The sequence below is a fragment of the Luteibacter sp. UNCMF366Tsu5.1 genome (assembly GCF_900119235.1).
Lineage (GTDB): Bacteria > Pseudomonadota > Gammaproteobacteria > Xanthomonadales > Rhodanobacteraceae > Luteibacter > Luteibacter flocculans.
On sequence record NZ_FPIS01000001.1, the window covers coordinates 652,584 to 674,718 of the forward strand.

The window sequence follows — 22,135 nt, forward strand, 5'->3', positions numbered from 1 at the left end:
CACCGCCGGATTGGTCTCGGCTGCCGTCGGTGGGGCGAAGAGTTGAGCACATCGCGCTTTACGATGCCACTGCATCAGCGCATCGCGCGGTGGATCGCGGCACGGCGTAGCGTTCGCGAGCGCGCGCGCATGGAGGCATGCGGCCACCTCGACGAGCTTCTTGCGTACCTCGAACATCGCTATGTCGGCGAAGCGCAGGCGCGCGGCACGGTCTTCCGACTCGAGGTGGACCCTGCACTCGCTGCGTCGCTGCCGGGGCCCCTGGGTGTGCTCGGCGAGGCGCTCGTCGGGCTGCTCGATCGCGCCATCGCGCAGCGCAGCGCGCGCGTCGCACTGCATGTGGACGTCGTGGGCGACAACGCGCGCGTCCAGATCGTTCACTTCACTGTGGCGGATGCACAGCACGATGCCTCGGTCGACGCCGCGCTTATCGCCCTCGCGTCAGCCGCCATGCGTGGCGTCGGTGGCGCGGTGCATGCCGAACATGGCGCCGATGCCGGCCGCCGCGTGATCGTCGAACTCGCCTTCGAGCGGCCGCGTCCCTCGGCTCAGATCGACGTCGATGCATTGCGCTCGACGCTCGGCGGGGATGCCGCCCTGCGTGAAGTCATCGTCGCGCTCGACGCCGCACTGCGTCGCGATCTGGCCGACCTGGAACGCCTCCTGGCCGAGCCGGGCGCGAATGCGTTGCAGGCGTGGCTGCACCGGGTTTCCGGTGCCTTGGGCATGGCGGAAGCCACCGCGTTGTCGCGCGTGGGCCTGACCCTGGAGCGGGAGCTGGAACAAGGGCGACAAACGCATCTGGACACGGCGATCCGGCGCTTCGCCGACGATGCGAGCCAGGTGCTCGCCGCGCTGCGCGAGCACGTTGGCTCGATCGGCTATAGTCCCGACACGTGAGCACCCAGCCTTCCCTCGACACCACGGCCGACGATCGCCTGCGCGAGTTCATCGACGCGCACCCACGCCTGTTCGTGCTGACCGGTGCCGGTATCAGCACGGACTCGGGTATACCGGACTACCGCGACGACCAGGGCGCGTGGAAACGCAGTCCGCCGATGACCTTGCAGGCGTTCATGAGCGGCCCGCCGGCACGCGCACGCTATTGGGCTCGCGGCATGATCGGCTGGCGACACTTCGCCACCGTGCAACCCAATCTCGCGCATCACGCCCTCGCGGCCATGGAACGTCGTGGCCGCGTGGAACTGCTGCTCACCCAGAACGTGGACGGCCTGCACGAGGCCGCAGGCAGCCTGAACACCGTGGACCTGCATGGTCGTCTGGATCGCGTGCGCTGCATGCAATGCGGCGACATCACCTCGCGCGAGGCCATGCAACGGCGGCTGGAAGACGACAATCCCGCATGGCTGTCGATGCAGGCCACGGTGGCTCCCGATGGTGACGCGGACCTCGACGAAGACTTCTCCACCTTTACGATTCCGCCCTGCACCGTCTGCGGCGGCATCCTCAAGCCCGACGTCGTCTTCTTTGGCGAGAACGTGCCGCGTGCGCGCGTGGACACCGCATGGGCGCATCTCGGCCGCGCCGATGCCATGCTCGTGGTCGGCTCCTCACTCATGGTGTACTCGGGTTATCGCTTCGTGCTCGAAGCGTCCCGGCGGAACCTGCCCATTGCCTCGATCAACCTCGGGGTCACGCGCGCCGATGACCTGCTCACGCTGAAGATCGAGCGGTCCTGCGCCGAAGCCCTCGCGCCTTACGCCAGCGATCCGGCGATGGAAACGCGCTAACGACGCGCCCGGAAAAACCGGCGCAGCATGTCGCCGGCCGCTTCGGCGTCCAATCCACCCTGCACCGCCACGCGATGGTTGTGCCGCGGCGACACGAGCGTGTCGAACACACTGCCCGCGGCACCGGTCTTGGGGTCGGTGGCCCCGAACACCACGCGACCTACCCGTGCATGCACCATGGCCATCGCGCACATGGCGCAAGGCTCCAGCGTCACGTAGAGCGTGGCGCCGGGAAAACGATAGTTGGAGAGCGTCTGTCCCGCGGCGCGCAACGCCTGGATTTCCGCATGGGCCGTCGGGTCGTTGAGAGTGATGTTGCGGTTCCAGCCTTCGCCGACGACCTTGCCGTCCAGCACGAGCACCGCGCCCACCGGCACTTCACCCTCGGCCTGCTCCGCATGCGCCGCCAGCTCGAGCGCACGCGCCATCCACGCCCGGTCGGCATCGGTGAAAGGCAGATCGGGAGCGGGGATCACATCGGGCGGAAGCAAGGCGGGGTTCCATCGCGCAAAACCGGATTCTACGGCAGCGCACGCTCGCCGGCCTGCTGTTTACCGTCGCCTAGCGGCGAAAACAACCCAGCATGTGGTCGTCCACGATACCCACGGCCTGCATCCAGGCGTAGGTGATCGTCGGGCCGACGAACTTGAAGCCGCGCTTTTTCAGGTCTTTCGAGATCGTGACCGACAGCGGGGTCTGCGCCGGCACGCTGCGGCCGTTGCCACGAATGACCTTGCCGTCGGTGAACGACCAGCAGTACGCGTCGAAGTCCTGGCCTTCGTCGCGCATCGCCTCGTAGATGCGCGCACCCTGGATCGTCGCTTCGATCTTGGCGCGCGAGCGGACGATGCCAGGGTCCTGCAGCAGGCGCAGGATGTCCTTTTCGCCGAAGCGCGCCACCTTGGCGGGGTCGAAGCCCTTGAACGCCTTCCGGAAATGCTCACGCTTGCGCAGGATCGTGATCCACGACAGGCCGGCCTGGAAGCCTTCCAGCATGAGCTGCTCCCACAACAGGCGCGCGTCGTGCAGCGGCACGCCCCATTCCGTGTCGTGGTAGTCGCGGTACAGGGGATCGCTGCCCGCCCAGGCGCAGCGCTTCGGTTCCTCGGTCATGCGGGCCTCGCCATCGCCGTTCGACCGAACAGCATGCCGCGATGCGCGAGGCCGCGCCATCCGGCGCTTGTCATCACCAGTACGCGCCGTTCTCGTCGCGCACCCAGGTCGGTGTCGGACCCACCGGCCCATCCACACCGAACAGGTGCCGATGCTTCGACGGCTGAGAACGCAGGTACTGCTTCGGGGCGAGCACGGTCGCCCCCAACTCCGCGGCGGCGTGCCAAGGCCAACGCGGGTTGTAGAGCACCGCACGGGCAAGCGCGATCAGGTCCGCGTCGCCGGTTGCAACAATCGCCTCCGCCTGTTCGGGGCTCGTGATGAGCCCGACAGCGACCACGGGCATGGACACCGCCTGCTTTACCGCACGCGCGAACGGCACCTGGTAGCTCGGTCCTACCGGAATCTTCTGCGCCGGGTGCAGCCCGCCCGTGGACACGTGGATGGCATCGCAACCGCGCGCTTCGAGGGCCTGCGCGAAAGCGATCGTCTGCTCGAGATCCCAGCCGCCGTCCACCCAGTCGGTTGCCGACACGCGCATCGTCACCGCGCGATCCGCCGGGAAGGCCTCGCGCACCGCGTCGAACACCTCCAACGGGAAGCGCATGCGGTTCTCCAGCGAACCGCCGTACTGATCGGTGCGCTGATTCGACAGCGGCGACAGGAACTGATGCAGCAGGTAACCGTGCGCGCCATGCAACTGGATAAAGTCCAGCCCGAGGCGGGCCGCGCGCCGCGCCGCCGCCGCGAACGCATCGCGGATGCGGCGAAGGCCGGCATCGTCGAGCACTTCCGGTGCGTGGCTCTCCGCAGCGAACGGCACCGCCGAAGGTGCCACGGTCTGCCAGCCATGCGTCTTGTCCGGCGGGATCTGCTGCCCACCGGCCCAGGGCACCTCGGTCGACGCCTTGCGTCCTGCGTGGCCGAGCTGGATGCCGATACCGATGTCAGACCAGCGACGCACGCTTTCGAGGGTGCGCCGCATGGCGTCCTCGGTCGCGTCGTCATAGAGACCGACGTCGCCCCAGGAGATACGCCCCTCCGGCGAGACCGCCGTCGCTTCGATCGTCAGCAGCGCGGCCCCCGACATGGCCAACTGGCCCAGGTGGATGTGGTGCCAGTCGTTCATGCAGCCGTCTTCCGCGGAGTACTGGCACATGGGCGCGATGACGATGCGATTGGCCAATGCCAGGTTCCGCACGCGGAACGGTTTGAACAGAACGGGCTGAGCCATGTGGATACTCCAGGCAACATCGAAAGACCGCCTTCGTACCATCGATCCGTCCGCAGCGTCTATGCAGGGAATGACACGGGCGTGTTATCTCAGCGTATTCAGGCTGTTGCAGCCGCGGCTCCCGACGCCTTCACGAACTCGACGAACGCTTTGAGCGGCGCTGGCGTGAGGCGCCGGCCGGGGTAGTACAGGAACGGGCCCGAGAAGCTCGGCCACCATGTTTCGAGTACCGGTTCGAGGGCGCCGCTGTCGAGGTACGGGCGCAGCCAGCCTTCGAACAGATAAACGATACCGGCACCGGCGACCGCGGCATCCACGGCGAGATCCACCGCCCCGCCGATGCTCACCACCAGCGGTCCCGACGGATCGACGAGCAAGGTCTCGCCATCGCGCTCGAACTCCCATGGCGGCATCGCGCGCTCCGGAAAGCGTCCGCGCAGGCAGGCATGCGCCATGAGATCGCGAGGATGGGCCGGGCGTCCGTGACGATCCAGATAGGCGGGCGACGCGGCGGCCGCGAAACGCTGCACGCGCGGACCGATCGGTACGGCAATCATGTCCTGCTCAAGCCGCTCGTCGTAGCGGATGCCCGCATCGCAACCGGCGGCAAGCACGTCGACGAAGTTTTCCTCCGCGAGAATCTCCAGCCGGATCTCCGGATACGCGGCCAGAAAGGGCGGCACGATGGCAGGCAGGACCAGCCGCGCGGCAGCCATGGGCACGTTGAGCTTCAACGTGCCGGCGGGGCGATCGCGAAACCCGTTCACCGCATCGATGGCCGACTCGACTTCGCTCAATGCAGGCGCCAGGCGCGAGAGCAGGCCCTCACCCGCCTCGGTCGGCGCGACGCTGCGAGTCGTGCGGTTAAGCAGCCGCACACCCACCTGCGTTTCGAGCCGACGCACGGCCTCGCTCAGCGCCGATGCGCTGCCACCCCGCGCACGTGCCGCCTCGCGGAAGCCGCCCGCCCGGGCCACGGCCACAAAAGCATCCAGGTCGTTCAGGTCGATCTTCATTGTTCGCCTTTCCGCACACCCCGTGCCGATCCTACCGGATTATCAGTCTTATCCGATCGGACTATCGTCCTCGCATCCTTCCCAAGCGAGCGCTGACCATGAACCACGTCACGACCTATTCCCTCGGCGACCGTACCGTGAACCGGCTCGGCTACGGCGCGATGCAACTGGCCGGCCCCGGCGTGTTCGGTCCGCCCAAGGATCGCGAGGCCGCGCTGGCCGTGCTGCGCGAGGCGGTCGCCCTGGGCGTCGACCATATCGACACCAGCGACTTCTATGGCCCCCACGTCACCAACCAGTTGATCCGCGAAGCGCTGTCGCCGTACCCGGACAACCTCACGATCGTCACGAAGATCGGCGCGCGGCGTGACGAGAAAGGTGGCTGGCTCCCCGCCTTTTCGCCCGACGCGCTGACCTCCGCCGTACACGACAACCTGCGCAATCTCGGCCGCGACGTGCTCGACGTCGTCAACCTGCGCGTGATGTTCGACGTGCATGGACCGGCGGAAGGCTCGATCGAAGCGCTGCTCACGCCACTTGCCGAGCTTCAGCGACAGGGGCTCGTTCGCCACATCGGTCTAAGCAACGTCACCGCGGCGCAGGTGGCCGAAGGGCGCCGGATCTGCGAGATCGTCTGCGTGCAGAACCAGTACAACCTCGTGCACCGTGACGACGATGCGTTGATCGATGCGCTCGGCCGGGACGGCATTGCCTACGTGCCGTTCTTTCCGCTGGGCGGTTTCACGCCGCTGCAGTCGTCCGCACTATCGGACGTCGCGAAGCGTCTCGACGCCACGCCGATGCAGGTGGCGCTTGCCTGGCTGCTGCAGCGTGCGCCGAACATCCTGCTGATTCCCGGCACCTCGTCAGTGACGCATCTGCGCGAGAATCTTGCGGCTCGCGAACTGGTGCTGCAGGAGGACGCGTTGCGCGATCTGGACGGCATCGGCCGCGCCGCGGCCTGACCTCGCGCTGACCCCGCCCAGCGGTGCGGGTCAGCCTTCCTTGCCCAGGCCGGTTTGCTGCAACAGGATCAGCAAGGCGCTGTCGATCCAGCGCCGGCCCAGGCTTTCGCGGTGCCCTTCCATGCGGACGGTGGCCACTTCTTCGGCCGCCAGCGGGCCGCTCAACCCGTCGCCTTCCACGCGTACGCGATACCAGACGCTTGCAGGACGCAGGTCCTTGGCCGGTGCCGTGGGATTCAACGGAATCGGGCCGCCGTGGTTCTTGGCAAGCATCAGGCTCGGCAGATGTTCCAGCGCGCCATCGTCCACCGCTACCACGCGCCCATGGAGCGGTTGCCAGCGACCGTGCGGATAGACGGTCGCGACCGCGCCAGGTACGAGCCGTGCACGGTCCGACTCCGAGACCAGCACTTCCGCACGCCAGCGCGTGCCGCCGACCACGGTGGCGATGCGCGAGCCAGGCGACACCCAGCTCCCCGGGCGCAAGGTCGGATCGAGATCGCGGATGACGCCGTCCTCGCTCGCAGCGAGGCGCAGGCGATGCAGTTCGGCGGTACTCGCGCGGCGCTGCACGTCGTACTGATCCGCCATGCGCTCGGCGACCACCTGCTTGGCGACGCCATCGCGATCGAGCGCCCCGGCACCCCGTGCCGTCGCTTCATAGGCCTCGCGCAACGCATCGGCCTTCGCACCGTCGTCTTCGGGTGCCGGCGCAGAAAGCTCGAAGAGCACCTGCCCTGCCCTCACCTTCGCGCCATCGACGATCGCCACACGCTCCATGCGTGCCGCGAACGGAGTGAACACCGGTTGCTCGAACCCGGCTTCCACGACGCCATCGCCGGTAATGCTCGATGACCATGGCACCAGAAGCACCAGGGCGAGCGCGCCGAGCACAGCCAGCCAGCGATGCAGTCGCGGTCGACTGATCTCCGCGCGACGCATCCACCACACGCGTACTTCGTTGAGCATCGGCTTCCCCACGAACGTCACGATTTCCACCAGGAACAGAATGAGCCCGAGGGCCTTGAAGAAGGCGTGGTACACGACCACGGCGATACCGACGAACAGCACCAGGCGATACAGCCAGGTCGCAAAGGCGAATGCGGTGAGAAAAGCCGCGAAGCGCGGCGACACCGCATCCGGTCGCGGGTCTTCGATGCCCAGCAGAGCGCGGCGCACCCACCGCTTTGCCCAGCGACCGGCACGCTCGTGCAGACCCGGGTAGTCGAGCGCGTCGGCAAGAATGAAATACCCATCGAAGCGCATGAACGGGCTGGCGTTCACCGCCACCGTCAGCACCCATGCCGTCGTGCCCAGGAAGAACAGCGCGTTCTTGAAATTGCCTTCCGGTGCGAACGACCACAGCAGCGTGCACCACGCGGCCAGCACCAGCTCGGCCATCACCCCCGCCGAGGCGATGGCGAGGCGACGACGCGAGCCTTCCAGCTTCCAGCTCTCGCCGGTATCGGTATACGCCATGGGCCACATCACCAGCAGCGCCACGCCCATGTGCCCTACCCGTACGCCGTAGCGCGTCGCCATGAACGCGTGGCCGAACTCGTGCCAGCACTTGGAAAACACCAGTGCGCCTGCGAACGCGATCACGCCTTCCCAGCTCATCGCGCCGTGCAGGTTTGCCTGCACCGCATCCCATTGGCGCGCCGCCAGCAGCAGGCCCATCACGGCGGCGAGAAGTGTCGCCACGAGAAAGCGCATGCCGAACATCCACTGCACATACGGCAGTGCGCGGCGCAGGAAACGTTCCGGACGCACGAGGGGGATGCGGATGAAGAGATAGTTCTGCAACAACCAGTGCAGCGCGGACGCATTCCGCTTCGGCTGCGCCATGCGGGTCAGTTGCTGTTGTTGCAGGAAGCGCGCGAAGTCGAGCACGTCGTCGACTTCCGGGGCCAGCGTGGTACGCGCCGCGATCGCCTCGGCGATGCGCTGCGGATCGCCGAGACCCCAATGCTGAAGCATCTCGAATTCCAGCCAACCGATGCGGAAGAACTGGTTGCGCACGGGGTCGGACAGATGCCAGGCCGGCGACCCGTCGCGATTGCGACCCGAAGGGTGGATCTTCAGGTCGTCGCGCAACCCCGGCAACGGCGGAGGCGCCGCGGCCAGCATGCCAGGGTCGGCGACGGCGGCCATCATCAGAGACCGCACCAGGCGCGGACGGTCGCCAGGGGTCGACGCAGCATCAGATACCCGAGAACGCTCCAACGTCCGGAAACACGCGCGGTGCCCTGCAGACCAATACGTGCGCCTGCCGGTGCGCCGTCGATCGTGCCGCGCAGCACGTAGCTCGCTACGCCGTTGGGCGCCTCCACCGGCTGGTAGCCGGCATAGTCGAGCCGTGCGTCGAGCGGACTCAGCGGCGCAACCTTGAGGAACACCGTCATCGGTGCACCCGGCGCAAGATTGGTCGGTTCGCCCACCGGCGCCCAGGCACGCACGCCCAATACATGCGGATCGGCGAGAAGACCGATGCGCTCGCCCGTCTGCACGGGACGTCCGGCCCAGTCGTCCGGATCGGAATACACGAACACGCCGTCGGACGGTGCGCGGATGGCAAGCTTGTCCACTTCGCGCTGGAGTGAGGCGACGTCCACCTGACGTTCGCGCCACTTGCCCTCGGCCATGCCGAGATCCGCCTTGGCGCTCTGGTTCTCGATGGCCTGCTGCGCGGCCTGGTGCATTTCCACGCTCGCCGTCGCCAGTTCCGCCTGCGCCACGGCGAGGCGATTGCGCAAGGTCGTATCGTCGAGCTCTGCCAGCACCTGGCCGGCCTTGACGGGCGCATTGGGCAACACGGTCATGCGATGGATCACGCCTTCACGCGGCGAGGCGATGACCTGGCTGCGCGTGGAAATGATTTCCGCCGGTACCAGCGTGTATTCGCGCACCGGCACGAGCAACAACACAGCCAGTGCCATCAGCCCGTAGCGCAGACGACGACCGCGCGTGATGGCATGCCACCAGCGCCGCCAACGCGAAGGTCGTGCCACCAGCGACCACCATGCATAGCCGTAGAGATTCGCGATCTGCAGCAGCGCGTATTCCGCGCCGTCCGCATGCAAGCTAGTGGGCCACGGCTCGTCGCGTGCGAGAAAAAGCAGCGTGTGCACGGCTTTGTCAGGCCCGAACAGCGGCAACACCCATACCTGGGCCGGCAGCCACTCGGCCCATTCCGCGGCCAACGCATCGCCCAGCATGTCCGGCGAGAGCGGCAGCACACGGACCGCCGCGGGGAGATCGATGCAACGCGGCGCGATGCGCTTGGCAACCGCCGACAACCACAACGCATACGGCGTATTCGGGTCCGCATCGGCCAGACCCGAATGCGCGGCCAGGCGCGGCGGGCGCCCCGGCGTCAGCGCGACCAGGGATGCCTGCCGGTAATCGACCAGCAGGCGCGTCTCGTTCACCGCAACAAAGCCGAGTTCCGCGGCAGTAGACGCGGCCTCGGCGCGGACGGCGAGCGCGTAGAAGCGCGACGACGCGTGGGCGCCGGTGGATGCCTCTTCCGTCATGGGTTCAGCCCTGCCCGCTGGTCTTGGCTGGCGTCGCGCGCCCGCTCATGCCCGGCAGCACGTTGGCCGTATCGCCCTGAAACTCGGCTTCGATCTCGATCGTCTGACTGACTGCATCCACACGACCGCTCAGACGAGTCACCGTGAGCTGGTAGTGGCCACCGGTCTCGTCGATGCTTGCGTCCAGATGCGCGCCGGGCTTGAGCCAGCCGATCCAGTTCGACGGCACGTTGAGCCGCGCCTTGGGGGTGCCCGTACCCACCAGGTCGACGACCGGTGCGCCCGCGGCCACGCCTTGGCCTTCCTTCACGTGGATGCGCGCCACGCGACCGTCGAACGGCGCAACGAAGCGGCACTGCGCCAACTGCGCGTCGAAGATGCGCAACTGACTGCGCGTGCGGTTGACGTCCGCGGCAGTCAGTTCCACTTCCAGCGCCGCGGCCGAGTCGAGACCCTGCAGCTTCGCCTTCGCTTCGTAGCGAAGCTCCGCAGCCTTGTATTCCGCATCGGCAGCAGCGCGGCGTGCGTCGAGGTCGCTGCAATCCAGCGCCACCATGGTCTTGCCCTTGGCGACGCTGTCGCCGAGTTGGACGTAGACGCGCGCGACGCGGCCCGGCGACGCGGCCGACAGCGGGCTTTCCTTGTCGGCCACCACGAGGAAACGCACCGGCGCCTGCGCGCCGGCCGCAGGGGACGACTGCCCCTGCGCCGACGCCATGCCGGCGAGCCCCAACGCGAGCAAGCCACCGAACCACATCGTCTTCTTCATGATCTTTCGTTTCGTCGTCTTGCCGTTCATTGCGCGGCGGCGGAGGCCGTCTCGGGTGCTGTCGCCAGGCGACGCACGTCACCCATGACCGAGAGCGCGGCCGCTTCGGCCAGTGCCGTGACGGAGCGCGTGGTGATCTCGTTGGGCATGAAGCTGCGGTAGCTCTGCGTCAGCAGCCGCTTACCGGCGCGATCCTGCACGGTCACATCCCACTGCGCGCGAATGGCGGCCTTGCCCGGCGTGGCGCTGTAGCGCAGATCGACGGACAGGCTGTCGTCACCGCTGCCAAGCGCGAGACGGTTGCTGGTCATCACCTTGCCAACGGCGCTGCGCACGGCATCGCCATCGACGCGCGGCGGCAGACCGGACACGCTCAACTGGATCGGACGATCCACGCTCACGGCATCGGCAAGCTGCGGGAACACCTGCTTTTCCCCATCGAGCAGGCTGGTCTGGATGGCGCGGGAAAGCGCGGGCACGTCACTGCCGGCCACCTGTTCCGGCATCAGGTCGATGCCCACCGAGTTCAGCACGCGGCCATAGGCCGACTGCGCGGCGGCGTACGACGACGCTTCCTGGAAGCGCGAGACCATCGAGCGAGCCTGCGTGCGCAGCGTTTCCAGTTCGCTGGTGAGCTGGTTGCTGGAACCGGCGCGAGCCACGCTGGCGAGACGCTGGTCCACCTGCGCGGATTCCTGGGCCAATTGGTGGTCGTAGACCGCCAGCTTGTAGCGCTCCACCGAGACGCGCACCTGGGTCAGGATCGCCATGCTGAGCGCCATGCGACGCGCGTCGTCCACTTCCATGCGCGCCTTGTTGGTGCGCTTGATCGCCGGAATGCCCGCGAGGCGGAACAGGTTCATGGACATGCTCACGCCGCCCTGCGCCCAGTTCTCGTTGTACAGGTACTTGTTCGAGTCGTACCCCACGCCACCGAACAGATTGAGGTTCGGGAACAGCGCGGCGATCTGCTTCTTCGTCTCGATGGCGTCGATGCGCGTCTTGTAGTCTTCCTCGCGCAGCTCCGGACGCTGTTCCAGCGCCATCTGCTCGAGCTGGTCGAGATTGCCCGGCACCTGCGAGAGGTTCGTCTCGGTGGCGTCGGCCAGCGTGAAGTCGGTACCCGGCGGCAGGCTCATCAGGGCGGCGAGTTCGCGCTTGGCGAATTCCATTTCCTGACGCTTCTCGTTCACCAGGGTCATCGCGTCGAGCAGCGCGCGCTGGTATTCGAGGCCTTCCACGGGAGGCAGCACGCCAGCGCGCTCGGCCTGGCGGGTCTTTTCCAGCGCAGCCTGGATGTTGTCGGCCAACGCTTGGGTCTCACCGAGCAGGCGCTGCGCGCCGAGAGCGCGCCAGTAGGCATCGCGCACGTCCTGCACGATGTTCTGCAGCACCTTGCGACGGCGTTCGTCGGTGGTGTTGACGTCGTCCGCCTGCTGCTTCGCACGGTAGTAGCTGAGGCCGAAGTCGAGCACGTCCCACGACAGCGTGGCGTCGGCGAGGTAGTGCACGCGCTCCTCGGAGGTCGAGGGACGCAGGCTGACGACGCGGTCCTGAATACCGATGCTGGTACCGCCCGAATCGTTGCTGCGCCAACGGTAACCGGCGTCGGTCATCAACTTCGGCAGCATGTCCAGTTCGGAGACGTCGAGCAGGCCGCGCGACAGCGCGGTTTCCATCAGTTTGAGGCGATAGTCGAGGTTGTACTTGAGCGACCGTGCCATGACGTCGGACAGCGTCAGCGGCGCCGTCACCGCCTCCTGGCCCTTGTACATGGCCTGCTGGTCGTTCTTGACCCGCGTGGCGATTTCATCGTGAGTCAGCGGCTTGGGCTTGACGGCACCGCAGCCGGTAAGAAACACGGCGATGGCGAGCGAGGCGACCAGCGGTGCGCGACGCAGCGCGGGGGTCGTCGAAGTGGTCTTCATGGCGTGATGCTGGAGCATGGAGAGTCGGTCCTTGTGAGCGGGGCCGGCGATGGATCGCATCGCCGGCACGCGATTAATGGCGTGGCTGCGTAGTAGCGGGCGCGGAAGTGAACGGTACGGCGCCGGCCTTTGCCATCGCCGCGATCTGTGCAGTGAACGACGGCGCACCGGTCGGCGTGGATGCCGGAGGCGGCACCTGCGTCACGACGGCGACCTCAGCGGGCACCGGATGCGACACGTGTTTGGCGGGCTCCCTGCCCTGCGTCGGCGGCGTCGTTTCGTGGTCGCGTTCGTGGGCGTGGCCAGCCGGGACGTGCGCGCGTTCCGGTGCGGACCGCCCGTAGGCTTCCCGCTCGGCGATGCGGCTCGGCGCGAACGGCGAGAAATCGTCCCACAGCGGGCTCGATGCCAGACCGAAGTCGTTGAGCGCGATGCGAGCACGCGCATGCGCCTCGACCAGAAGCTGACGCGAGAACGCCACGCCGTCGCGCAGCACGAACTGCGTATTGGATGGATCCTGTGCAATGGCATCCGTCGCTGCGGTGGCATCGCCGCGTCCGCTCACCCACTGGTTCTGCCAGCGCAACGTGTCGCTCTGCGACGCGCTGACTTCCGGAAGCACGAACAGTCCGGGCACATAGCCCTGGCGGATGTCCCGCGAGGTGTGCTCGTACGCGATCGGGAAGATCTGATCGCCCCAGCGAGCCTGCATCGGTGGCGTGGTGCCATGGATGGTGATGGTCAGGCGTGCCTCGCTGGCGTCGCCGTCGGCATCGGTGATCGTGTAGACGAACACCTCGGTCAGCGTACGGCTCGCATCGAGCGAGCTGACCTTCGGGTTGCTCTTGTCGAGCTGGTAGCTATAGCTGCCGTCGGCGTTGAGCACCAGGGTGCCGTACTCGCCGCGGCTGCCGCCGCCAACGACGCCTTGCTGCCCCGTGTTCGATGAGACCACGGCGGTTAACGGCCCTCCCACGGCGGGACCATCCGCGCCGATGCGGTCCGCACCGTCGTGATTGGCACCGCTGCCGGTGAACACGTTGCCACCCGCACTCGTCTGCCCTGCGTCCTGGACGATGGTGGCGCTGTCGTCGTGGGCGGTGGGCACGTCGTTGGCAATGGCGACCACCAGTTGCCCGGTGGACTCGACGCCGGTGACGTCGGTGATGCTGAGCGCGATCACGTCGTGCGTGATGGGAGCGTTCTGCTGTACCGCATGGTCGAGCGTATAGGTGTAGTCGAGGCGGCCCGCTGTCGGTACGCCGTTCACCATCGTCGTCGGTGTGAAGCCGGTGAGCATCAGCGTGCCGTCCGGCGTGCGGATCGTGGTCGGCTGCTCGGGGTTTATCGAGGCGAGCTGTTCCGCCGTGAGCGTCGTGCCGCCTACGGTGACGTTGGCGAGGCCGTCGAGCGCACCCAGATCGATATGGCCCTTCGTCGTATCGCTGCCGCCGCCGTCCACGAGACCCGGTTCCGCCACGTGATCGCCGCCGCCGACGCTGCCGTCGCCATCGGGAACGATCGTCGGCTGCCCGTCCGTCGTGCCGTGGATGGTGATGGTGAGCGTGGCAGTGGCGCTGTCGCCATCGGCGTCGGTGATGACGTAGGTATAGGTCTCGGTGAGCGACTCGCCGTCCTTCAACGCATTGACGGTCGGGTTGTCGTTGTTGAGCGCATAGCTGTAGCTGCCGTCGGCATTCAGCGTGAGCGCCCCGTACTTACCGTCCAGTGGCGAGCCGACGGTGCCGTTTGCGCCGCCGAAGCCGACGCCGGAGACCGGCGTCGGCGTGGCATCGGCACCGACGCGGTCGTTGACCAGCACCGAGCCCGAGACCGTCGCATCGTTTTCCTTGATGCTGTTGGCATCGTCGTGCGCGGTGGGCACGTCGTCCACGATGTCGACCACAAGCGTGCCGTTCGCATGGCCGCCACCGGCATCGGTGATGGTGAGCGCGATCGGGTCCACACTGCCCGTGCTGCCCGGCTGGTCCACCGCGTGGTCAAGCGTGTACGTATAGCTGAGTGTGCCCGCCGTCGGCACGCCGCCGACGCTGCTGCTGGGCTGGAAGCCCGTGAGCACGAGCGTGCCCTGCGGCGTCACGATGCTTACCGTGGAGCCGCTGCTCAGCGCTGCGAGCTGCGCCGCCGTGACCGTGGTGCCGCCGATCGTGACGCTGGCGAGGCCATCGTCGGCAGTGAGGTCGATCATGCCGGTGGTGACCTGCGAACCGTCGTGATCCACGAGACCCGACTCTGCCACGGTCGCATGACCGACGGCGGCGGCATTGCCATCCACCGGCAGGATGGATGGGCCGCCATCGGTGTGGCCGTGAATGGTGATGGTCAGCGTCGTGGTGCTGGTGTCGCCGTCCGCATCCGTGATCGTGTACGTATAGACATCCGTGATCGTCTGACCGTCGCGCAGCGCATTGACGGTCGGATTGTCGTTGTCCAGCACGTAACCGTAGCTGCCATCGGCGTTCAGCGTGAGCGTGCCGTACTGACCCTCGATGCGATCGCCCACGTTGCCCGTCACCGGACCACCCGCCGTTCCGGCCGCGACGCCAGAGACAGGCGTTGCCGTACCGTCCGCACCTACGCGGTCGGCCACGAGTCCCGCCGTGCCGCCCGTGACCACGTTGCCACCGATCGCCGCGCCGTCTTCGTTGACGTCGGCCTGGTCGGCGCGTGCGGTCGGCGTGTCGTTCACGATGTCCACGACCAGCGCGCCGTTGGCGGTCGAGCCGCCGGCATCGGTGACGGACAGTGCGATCGTGTCGGTGCTGTGATCCGCGCCGGCCTGATCGACGGATGCCGTGAGGGTATACGTGTAGGTGAGCGTGCCACCCGTCGGCACGCCGCCGACGAACCCACTGGGCGTGAACCCGGTGAGCGACAGTGTTCCGTTCGGCGTCGTGATGACGACCGGCGACCCGCTGCTCAACGCGTTCAACTGCGCGGTCGTGAGCGTCGTGCCGCCCACGACAATGCTCACCAGCCCGTCGGGCGCAGAGATGTCGATGGAATCGGTCGATACGTGATCGTGACCGAGCGGACCGTCCGGCGTCAGGCCGGATTCCCACACGGTGGTATGACCGGTGGATTCGGTGCTGTTGCCCGGACCGTTGCCATCGTGCGGCGTGATGGCGGGCGCGCCATCGGTGTGGCCGTGAATGGTGATGGTGAGCGTGGTTGTGCTGGTATCGCCGTCGGCATCGGTGATCGTGTAGGTGTAGACGTCCGTAAGCGTCTCGCCGTCCTTAAGCGCATTCACGATCTTGTTGCCGTTGTCGAGCAGATAGCCGTAGCTGCCGTCGGCGTTCAGCGTCAAGGTGCCGTACTGACCCGTCACGCCTGCGCCCACGTTGCCGTTGACCGGACCGCCAGCCGTGCCGGCGACGACGCCGGACACCGGCGTCGCGGTCACGTCGGCGCCGACATGGTCGGCCTGGCCGCCACCGGCGTCGCCGCTGACCACGTTGCCCGACAGCGCCGCGCCATCCTCGTTCACGTCGCCCGTATCGGCGTGCGCCACCGGCACGTCGTCGGCGATGTTCACCGTGATGCTGCCGCTGTCGGTGAAGCCTTCGCTGTCGCGGGTGGCGATGGCGATGGTCTCGCTGCTGCCGGTCGCACCCGGCTGGTTGACGGGGCCGGTGAGGCTGTAGTGGTAAACCAGCGTGCCATGCGCATCGTCCGAGCCCGGCAGGTAACCGGTAACGACGAGGGTGCCGTGGTCGGTGACGATCGTGCGCTGGGCGACCGGCACGTTGGCCAGGTCGTTCAGTTGCGCGAGTGTCAGCGTGATCGCGTGTCCGGCGCCATCCGCCGGATTGCCGATCGTCACGCTGTCGACGTTGTTGAACAGCGCAAGCGTCGCCGTGCCGTCCACGCCCTGGCTGCCGCTGGCATCGGCCAAGCCAGCTTCGTTCACCTGCGTGCGGCTGCTGATGGTGACGTCGAACACGCGTGTGGTGACGAGCGCATTCGAGGTGCCGCCGTCGCCATCGGCGTAACCGTAGTGGTCGCCCACGGTGCTCGGATCGGCACTGGCATTGTCCGTGCCGTCGGTGTCGAGCGTCGGACGATCCGGGCGACCGCCATGGTTGCCGTTGTCGTTGACGGCGACCTGCACCTGGAACGTGCCGTTCCAGTACGCGTTGTTGTCGCCCACTTCGGCGCTCGGAAGCTGCACACCGATTGCATTGATGGTGGCTTCGACCTGACCGACCGTACCGGTGATGGTGATCGTGGTACGGCCCTGCCCGTCTGCGCCAACGGTGTACGCGGCGCCGCCGAACGTACCGGACGTACCCGCAACGCCGTTGACGTCGTGCACGCCAAAGCCCGTCGGCAAGGTCACCGTCGCGGTAATCGGCGCGGTGCCGGCATCCGGATCGGCGAGAGTGACGTGGCTCAGGGTGTAGATGCCGGCTGCCCCTTCATCGGCAGCGTTCGGCGCGGTAACGCCGATCGCGGTGGGGTTGTTCACCGAGGACGGGAACACCACGCGATAGGCCGAGGCGACGTCCTGCGTGAGACCGCCAGGCACGGCCGCGTACGGATCGATGGCGGCGGTCGGCACGACCTGCGTGCCACCACCTGCCTTCGCGTTCTGACCGCCGTTCGCCGCGCCCGAACCGTCGAGGTTGCCGTTGGCGTCCCGCAGGCGGTCGTCGGCGATCACTTGCACGCGATACGACTGGTCTGCGTTCGCCAGCGAGCCGCCGATGGACACCTCCAGGCCTGCGAGATACGCATTGACCTGCGCTCGCGTGCCTCGGATCACCAGCGCGGCGTCGGTACCGTCGTAGGTGCCGTCGATCGCCGCGCCGGCCGTGCCGCTGTTGCTCGAACCGAGCACGATGTTGGCGTAGGCGGCCTGCGACAACGGGACGCCGTTGGCGTCGGTGACGCGTACCGTCACCTGCATGAAGTCCTGCTCGCCCGTGGTGATGCCGCCGCCGTCTGTGTAGTCGACGTCGCCCACCACGAATCCGCCCACGGCCGTGTTGCCGTTGAGATAAATGGTGCCCGCACCGGCGCTGACCGTCGGTGCATCGTTGACCGCGACGATGTCGAGCGCGACCTGGATGTCGGGCGGATTGTTCGCGACGCTGCCGGCGCCGGTGTCGTCACCGATCCGCGATCCCGCGTCGTCGAAGTGCAGCGTGAGCGTGACGTCGCCCGCCGCCGCACCGTTGAGGTCGTGATTGACGTTGGCAGCGCTCTGGTAGGTCAGGCCCTTGCTGGCGTCGTTGAGCAACGCCTGGATATCGCTGGCGCGGCCCGTAAGAACGAGGGTGCCGGTGTTGTCGCCCGTGATGGTCACCGCGCGGCTGCCCGCAGCACTTGCGATGGCGCTCGTCTGCGCGCCGTTGCCCCCGATGCCCAGCACGCCGCTGGGCACGGTGAGCGTGACCGTCACCGGCGTGTCGAACGCCGCCGATTCCGGATCGGCAACCACGAAGCCGCCGCCGATGTAGGTCGCCTGGTCTTCGTAGACGGTGCCGCTGCTGGGACCGGTCAGTGTGCCCGGCTCGTTGACGCTGGATGCACGCACTACGACGGCCGCTGCAGCGAGGTTGCCGGTGTTGGCCGGCACGGCAGCGCTGTACCAGTCGTAATTGGTGGTATCGACGGGGCGCGTGCTCGTTCCCGTGCCGGTGCCCGGCGTGGCCGACTGATTGACGCTGCCGCCGTTGGCGCCGCTGGTGAGATCGCCGTTGGCATCGCGCAGGCGATCGTCTGCGATGACCTGCACCTGGTAGGTCGCGTCGCGATCGCCTGCGAAGTTGACCGTGAGGCCGGCGAGCGCGGCGTTGACCTGCGCACGCGTACCGCGCAGCACGAGGAAGTCGCCGTTGCCGTCCTTGTCGCCGTCCACGACCACGCCACCGCCGGTGGCGACGCCAATCGAGACACCATCGGCGGCGTAGTCGGCTGCGGTGAAGGCCGTGCCGTTCGGGTTGAGCAAACGCACCGTGACCTGCACGAAGTCGGCCTCCCCGCCGCCGACACCCGCCGTGAGGTCGGGATCGGCCACGCTGAAGCCCGGTACCGGGTTGTGCTGCGCATCGACGCCACCGAGATCGATCGGCCCGGTGGGCGCGGTCACGACCGGCGCGTCGTTGGTCGGATCGGTGTAGATCCAGAACTCGTTGCCCGTCTGTTCCTTGTCGCCGTCGGAAAGCGTGAAGCCGAAGCGGTCATCCGGCGTGGACGGATACGACACGCCTGTCGCTTCCGTGCCGTCGTTGAGATAGTAGATCCGGCCTGCGGCGACATCGGCCTGCGTGAACGACGAGCCCTTGCCGAGAATGTGGAAGGTGGCGCCGCCATCGGTCGAATAGGCGATGTTGCCGTGCGCAGGCGCACTGGTGATCGTGTACTGCACCTGCTCGGCCGAACTGTCGGGATCGTAGGCCTGGAGCATGCCGGTGGTGATCTGCGCGTAGCCACCCTCGGGTACCGTGAGCGGCTCGTTGACCGGGTTACCGCCGATGTTGTTCGGCGAATCCGACGGCACGCCCGGATCGGCCTGGGTCGGATCCTTGGCAATCTGCGGCGCATCGTTGACGTTGGTGATCTGGATGGTCACCGTGCCGTCCGTGGCCGAACGCTGGCCCCAGCGATCCTGTGCCTCGACCGTGAAGCTGGCACTGCGGACCTCGGAACCGTTGCTGACGAAGCGCAGGCCCGTGGTGCCGGCGCTGCCGGTGACGATCGACGCGTCGAGCAGCGTGTTGACCGTCACGTCCTGCCAATGCGCGCCGCCATCGGTCGAGTACTGCAGCGTGCCGCCCGGCGGCAGGCTGGTGATGAGGAATTTGAGCGCATTCGCGCCGGTGGCGTCGTTGTTGTACGCGTAGTTGTTGCCGCCACCCGCAAGCGTCGGCGAGCCTTCGAGATACCCCTGGCTCGTAGCGTCGTCGGGATCGATGATGCCGAGCTGGCCCTTGGTGATGTACGCAATCTCACCTTCGTTGATGACCGTGCTCGACGACCCAGTGACGACCGGCGCATCGTTTTCCGGCGTCACGTAAATGTCGAACGACGGCGTCCAGCTATCGGCTACGGCCTGCCCGTTCTGCACGGTGAGCAACCCGGCGGAGACCGAGAAGTTGGCGGTGACGTGGAAGTTCTCGCTTGCGCCATCGTGCTGGAAGCGCACGTGCCCGGCATCGAGGTCGGCCTGCGTGAACGTACCGTACGTGGCGACGTCGACCCAGGTGCCGTTGACCTGCTTCTGCAGCGTACCCGCGCTACCGGCCACGCCGTCGTTGGTGAAGCCGAGGAAGGTGTACACGACCTGCGACGGATCCACGCCCTGCGCCGTGTAGCTCAAGCCGGGCATGGTCGCGAAATCGGTCGGCTGTCCGTTGGTGGTCGTGCCGTGGATGACGATGTTGCCACCTTCCGGCAGCACGCCCAGCGCGTGGCCGCTCGGGTCGACGCCTGCGAAGGTGGAACCGTTCTCGGCCGTGACCGGGTCGTGGATCGGGAAGCCGCCGGCATTACCGTTCGGCGTCGGGGCGAGGTTGATGGCGAAGGTGTAGTCGCGCAGTGTGTCCGTCCGCGCACCGCCGGTGTAGTCGCCACCGATGCGGGTAAACGTGGTGCCGTCGGGGTTCCAGCGCAGGGCCATGGTGTTGTCCACGACCTGGAAGTGGAACGTGTCCTGCTGGCCTGCCGTGGCGCCCGTGGTCTGCACGTACTGCACGCGACCGGCGGTGATGTCGGCCATGGTGAACGTCGCGCCGTCCTTCAGTTGCTCGCCGTCGAGCAGCAGATAGCCGTGGGTGAGGCCGGCCTGGCTGGTCACGAAGCTGAGGTTCTGGTCCGGCGAATCGACGTCGGACGCACCGATCATCCCCGGCGTGAGCACGACCGAATAGGCGCCGGCAGGACCGTTGCCCGGTGCTGTAACGGTGGCCGTGCGCGTGCTGCCGGCATCCAGCGACGGGTCGTCGTCGACCGCGTGGATGTCGAGCGTGATCGTGCCGTCCGCGCTGCCCGGCGTGCCCGTACCGCCGCCGAGATCGTTCACGCGGACGCCGAAGCTGTCCTGCGCGATGCCATCGACGCCGTCGTTGCTGTAGGTCAGGAGATTGCGGTTGGCGTAGTCGAAGGTCTGGCCGACGGTGACTGCCACGCCGTTGTAGAACAGCGTGCCGTGCGTCGGCAGCGAGGTGATGGTGACGGTGAGCGAGGTGTCCTGCGGATCGCCGCCCGTGGTAGCCACGATGTACTGGCCCACGTTGCCGGTATCCACGGCGTTGCGCGGCTGGCCTTCGTAGACCATGCCTTCGCCGCCGATGGTCGGCGCCTGGTTGACCGGCTGCACGTTCAACGTCACGTGCACATTGGCCGACTTGTCGAGCGGCGTGGCGCCATCGTTCACCCGCGCGACGAAGCCGTCGCTGGTGTCCTGGTCGGCACCCGTGGCCGTATGTACGTAACTCAGGCGTCCATCGATGACGTCCTGCTGCGTGAACACGGAACCGGCACCGAGGCGGTTGCCATTGAGCGTGAGGTAACCGTACTGCGGCAGCGCGGTGAGGCTGTAGACGATCTGCGTGGGCGTCTGCGTGCCGGCCGTGACCTCGGCATCCACGGCCGCGAGCGTATCGGTGCCGATCACGGTCACGCTGGCGTGGCCGCTGCTATCGACTTCGGCCACGGTCTTGACCGCATCGGGTACCGCGACCGGATCGTTCGACGGCGTGATCGTGACGTCCAGCGACCGGGTGGCCGACAGCGACTGCGCATCGGTGACGGTCACGTCGATGGTGGTGCGTACCGCGGTGTTGCCGAGTTCGACGTCGGCCGCCACGAAGGTGAGCTGGTTGAGCCAGGCACTGGCCTGCGCACGGGTCCCGGTGAAGGTGAATCCGCCAGCGATCGCGGTACCGCCACTGGCCGACGTGAGGCTGCCCTTGCTGGTGTCGCCGACCACGGCCTTGACCGTGATCGAGTCTCCGCCCACCGCGTCGTCGACGATGGACCAGCCGCTCAACGTGGTGCGATCCGCGCCCGCTGCATTCAAGGAACTCGGTTCCGCGACGGTGATGCCCTTGCTGGTCGTATCGACCGTAGGCGCCGCGAGCAGGCCGTCGTAGTTCAACGCAAGTGCGCGCGTTTCGATATGGCCGACGCTGCTTTCCAGCACCCAGTCGCCGCCGAGTGCAGCCGCGCCCGTGGCGTCGGTGGAAGATGCGATGTCGGCCTGGGTCAGGCGGCTAAGCTGCGTGACCAACGCGGTGTCGTGACTCGACACATCGCAGCCGTAGAGAAGAATGTCGCCGTTGGCACCGAGCGATGCGCCGATGTCGTGCAGCTGGCTCGTGTACGCCGCAACGTTCGCTGCCGTGACCGTGTCGCTGCCGAGCGAAATCGAGTCGCTGGCACCATGGCTGAGGATGTGGATGGCGGCGACGTCGTGCTCGCCGCGCAGTGCGTCGGCGATCTGCGTCAGACCTGACGATTTGTCATCGAGCACCACGATCTGGCTGCCCTTCGGCAACTGCGACACCAGCGACTGCCAGTTGGCCACGCTCTGATCGACGATGTAGACCTCGGTCGGCGGCGGCACGCTGGGTGCGGGAGGTGGCGTCGGTGCAGGCGCTGCGTGCCCAGGCTGCTCGCTGGCCGGGCTGACGAACTTGCCTGCGTCCTGCGCTGCGTGCGCGGGATCGACGTGATGGGCCGCTTCGACGAGCGCCGCGCCGTCATACATCTGGCGGGGCTCCAGCGCATAGCGGTGGGCACGCGGACGGAAGGGGTTGGATGACTTGGTCCCTGGCATGGGGCGCCTTACTGA

Annotated in this window: 11 protein-coding genes and 1 pseudogene; 3 read left to right on the forward strand and 9 right to left on the reverse strand. The window is 67.3% G+C overall.

The features are described from left to right. The first annotated feature begins 63 nt into the window (after positions 1 to 63). Both BT115_RS02780 and BT115_RS02785 read left to right on the forward strand, forming a co-directional pair. Positions 64 to 900, forward strand: a complete 837-nt coding sequence (locus tag BT115_RS02780) for an Hpt domain-containing protein (RefSeq protein WP_072321011.1) — start codon at positions 64 to 66, stop codon at positions 898 to 900. Beyond that, entirely contained in the window at positions 897 to 1,751 is an 855-nt protein-coding gene (locus tag BT115_RS02785) for an NAD-dependent protein deacetylase (protein ID WP_072321012.1), read from the forward strand. The genes BT115_RS02780 and BT115_RS02785 overlap by 4 nt, the downstream gene beginning before the upstream one ends. Here the strand turns inward: BT115_RS02785 and tadA are convergent. The 4 genes and pseudogenes from tadA to BT115_RS02805 all read right to left on the reverse strand — a co-directional run bounded on the left by tadA (position 1,748) and on the right by BT115_RS02805 (position 5,093). Then, the gene (gene tadA, locus BT115_RS02790) at positions 1,748 to 2,242 is read right to left on the reverse strand and encodes a tRNA adenosine(34) deaminase TadA (protein WP_343124037.1); all 495 of its coding nucleotides are present in this window, start codon (positions 2,240 to 2,242) and stop codon (positions 1,748 to 1,750) included. The two genes, BT115_RS02785 and tadA, sit on opposite strands and share 4 nt — an antisense overlap. Positions 2,243 to 2,312: 70 nt before the next feature. Continuing rightward, complete coding sequence (locus BT115_RS02795) at positions 2,313 to 2,864, reverse strand: DNA-3-methyladenine glycosylase I (RefSeq protein ID WP_072321013.1); 552 nt, start codon at positions 2,862 to 2,864, stop codon at positions 2,313 to 2,315. Between the two features lie 160 nt (positions 2,865 to 3,024). Then, positions 3,025 to 4,098 (reverse strand): annotated as a pseudogene (locus BT115_RS02800) (NADH:flavin oxidoreductase/NADH oxidase); the annotation flags it as partial. A gap of 98 nt (positions 4,099 to 4,196) precedes the next feature. Then, complete coding sequence (locus tag BT115_RS02805; protein ID WP_218184730.1) at positions 4,197 to 5,093, reverse strand: LysR family transcriptional regulator; 897 nt, start codon at positions 5,091 to 5,093, stop codon at positions 4,197 to 4,199. 119 nt (positions 5,094 to 5,212) lie between these two features. Here BT115_RS02805 and BT115_RS02810 point away from each other — a divergent pair, with 119 nt between their 5' ends. Continuing rightward, positions 5,213 to 6,079, forward strand: a complete 867-nt coding sequence (locus tag BT115_RS02810; RefSeq protein ID WP_072321016.1) for an aldo/keto reductase family oxidoreductase — start codon at positions 5,213 to 5,215, stop codon at positions 6,077 to 6,079. 30 nt (positions 6,080 to 6,109) lie between these two features. Here the strand turns inward: BT115_RS02810 and BT115_RS02815 are convergent, their stop codons facing one another. The 5 genes from BT115_RS02815 to BT115_RS02835 form a co-directional block, all read right to left on the reverse strand. Continuing rightward, on the reverse strand, positions 6,110 to 8,236 hold the full coding sequence (locus tag BT115_RS02815) for an HlyD family efflux transporter periplasmic adaptor subunit (protein ID WP_083527273.1): 2,127 nt from the start codon (positions 8,234 to 8,236) through the stop codon (positions 6,110 to 6,112). Next, entirely contained in the window at positions 8,236 to 9,615 is a 1,380-nt protein-coding gene (locus tag BT115_RS02820; protein WP_072321017.1) for an efflux RND transporter periplasmic adaptor subunit, read from the reverse strand. Before BT115_RS02820 ends, BT115_RS02815 begins: the two co-directional genes overlap by 1 nt. A 4-nt stretch (positions 9,616 to 9,619) precedes the next feature. Then, on the reverse strand, positions 9,620 to 10,384 hold the full coding sequence (locus tag BT115_RS02825; RefSeq protein WP_255369345.1) for an efflux RND transporter periplasmic adaptor subunit: 765 nt from the start codon (positions 10,382 to 10,384) through the stop codon (positions 9,620 to 9,622). A gap of 26 nt (positions 10,385 to 10,410) precedes the next feature. Then, complete coding sequence (locus BT115_RS02830) at positions 10,411 to 12,312, reverse strand: TolC family protein (RefSeq protein ID WP_072322221.1); 1,902 nt, start codon at positions 12,310 to 12,312, stop codon at positions 10,411 to 10,413. A gap of 73 nt (positions 12,313 to 12,385) precedes the next feature. Continuing rightward, positions 12,386 to 22,120 (reverse strand): cadherin-like domain-containing protein, encoded by a 9,735-nt coding sequence (locus BT115_RS02835; RefSeq protein ID WP_083527274.1) that lies wholly within the window; start codon positions 22,118 to 22,120, stop codon positions 12,386 to 12,388. Between the last annotated feature and the right edge of the window lie 15 nt (positions 22,121 to 22,135).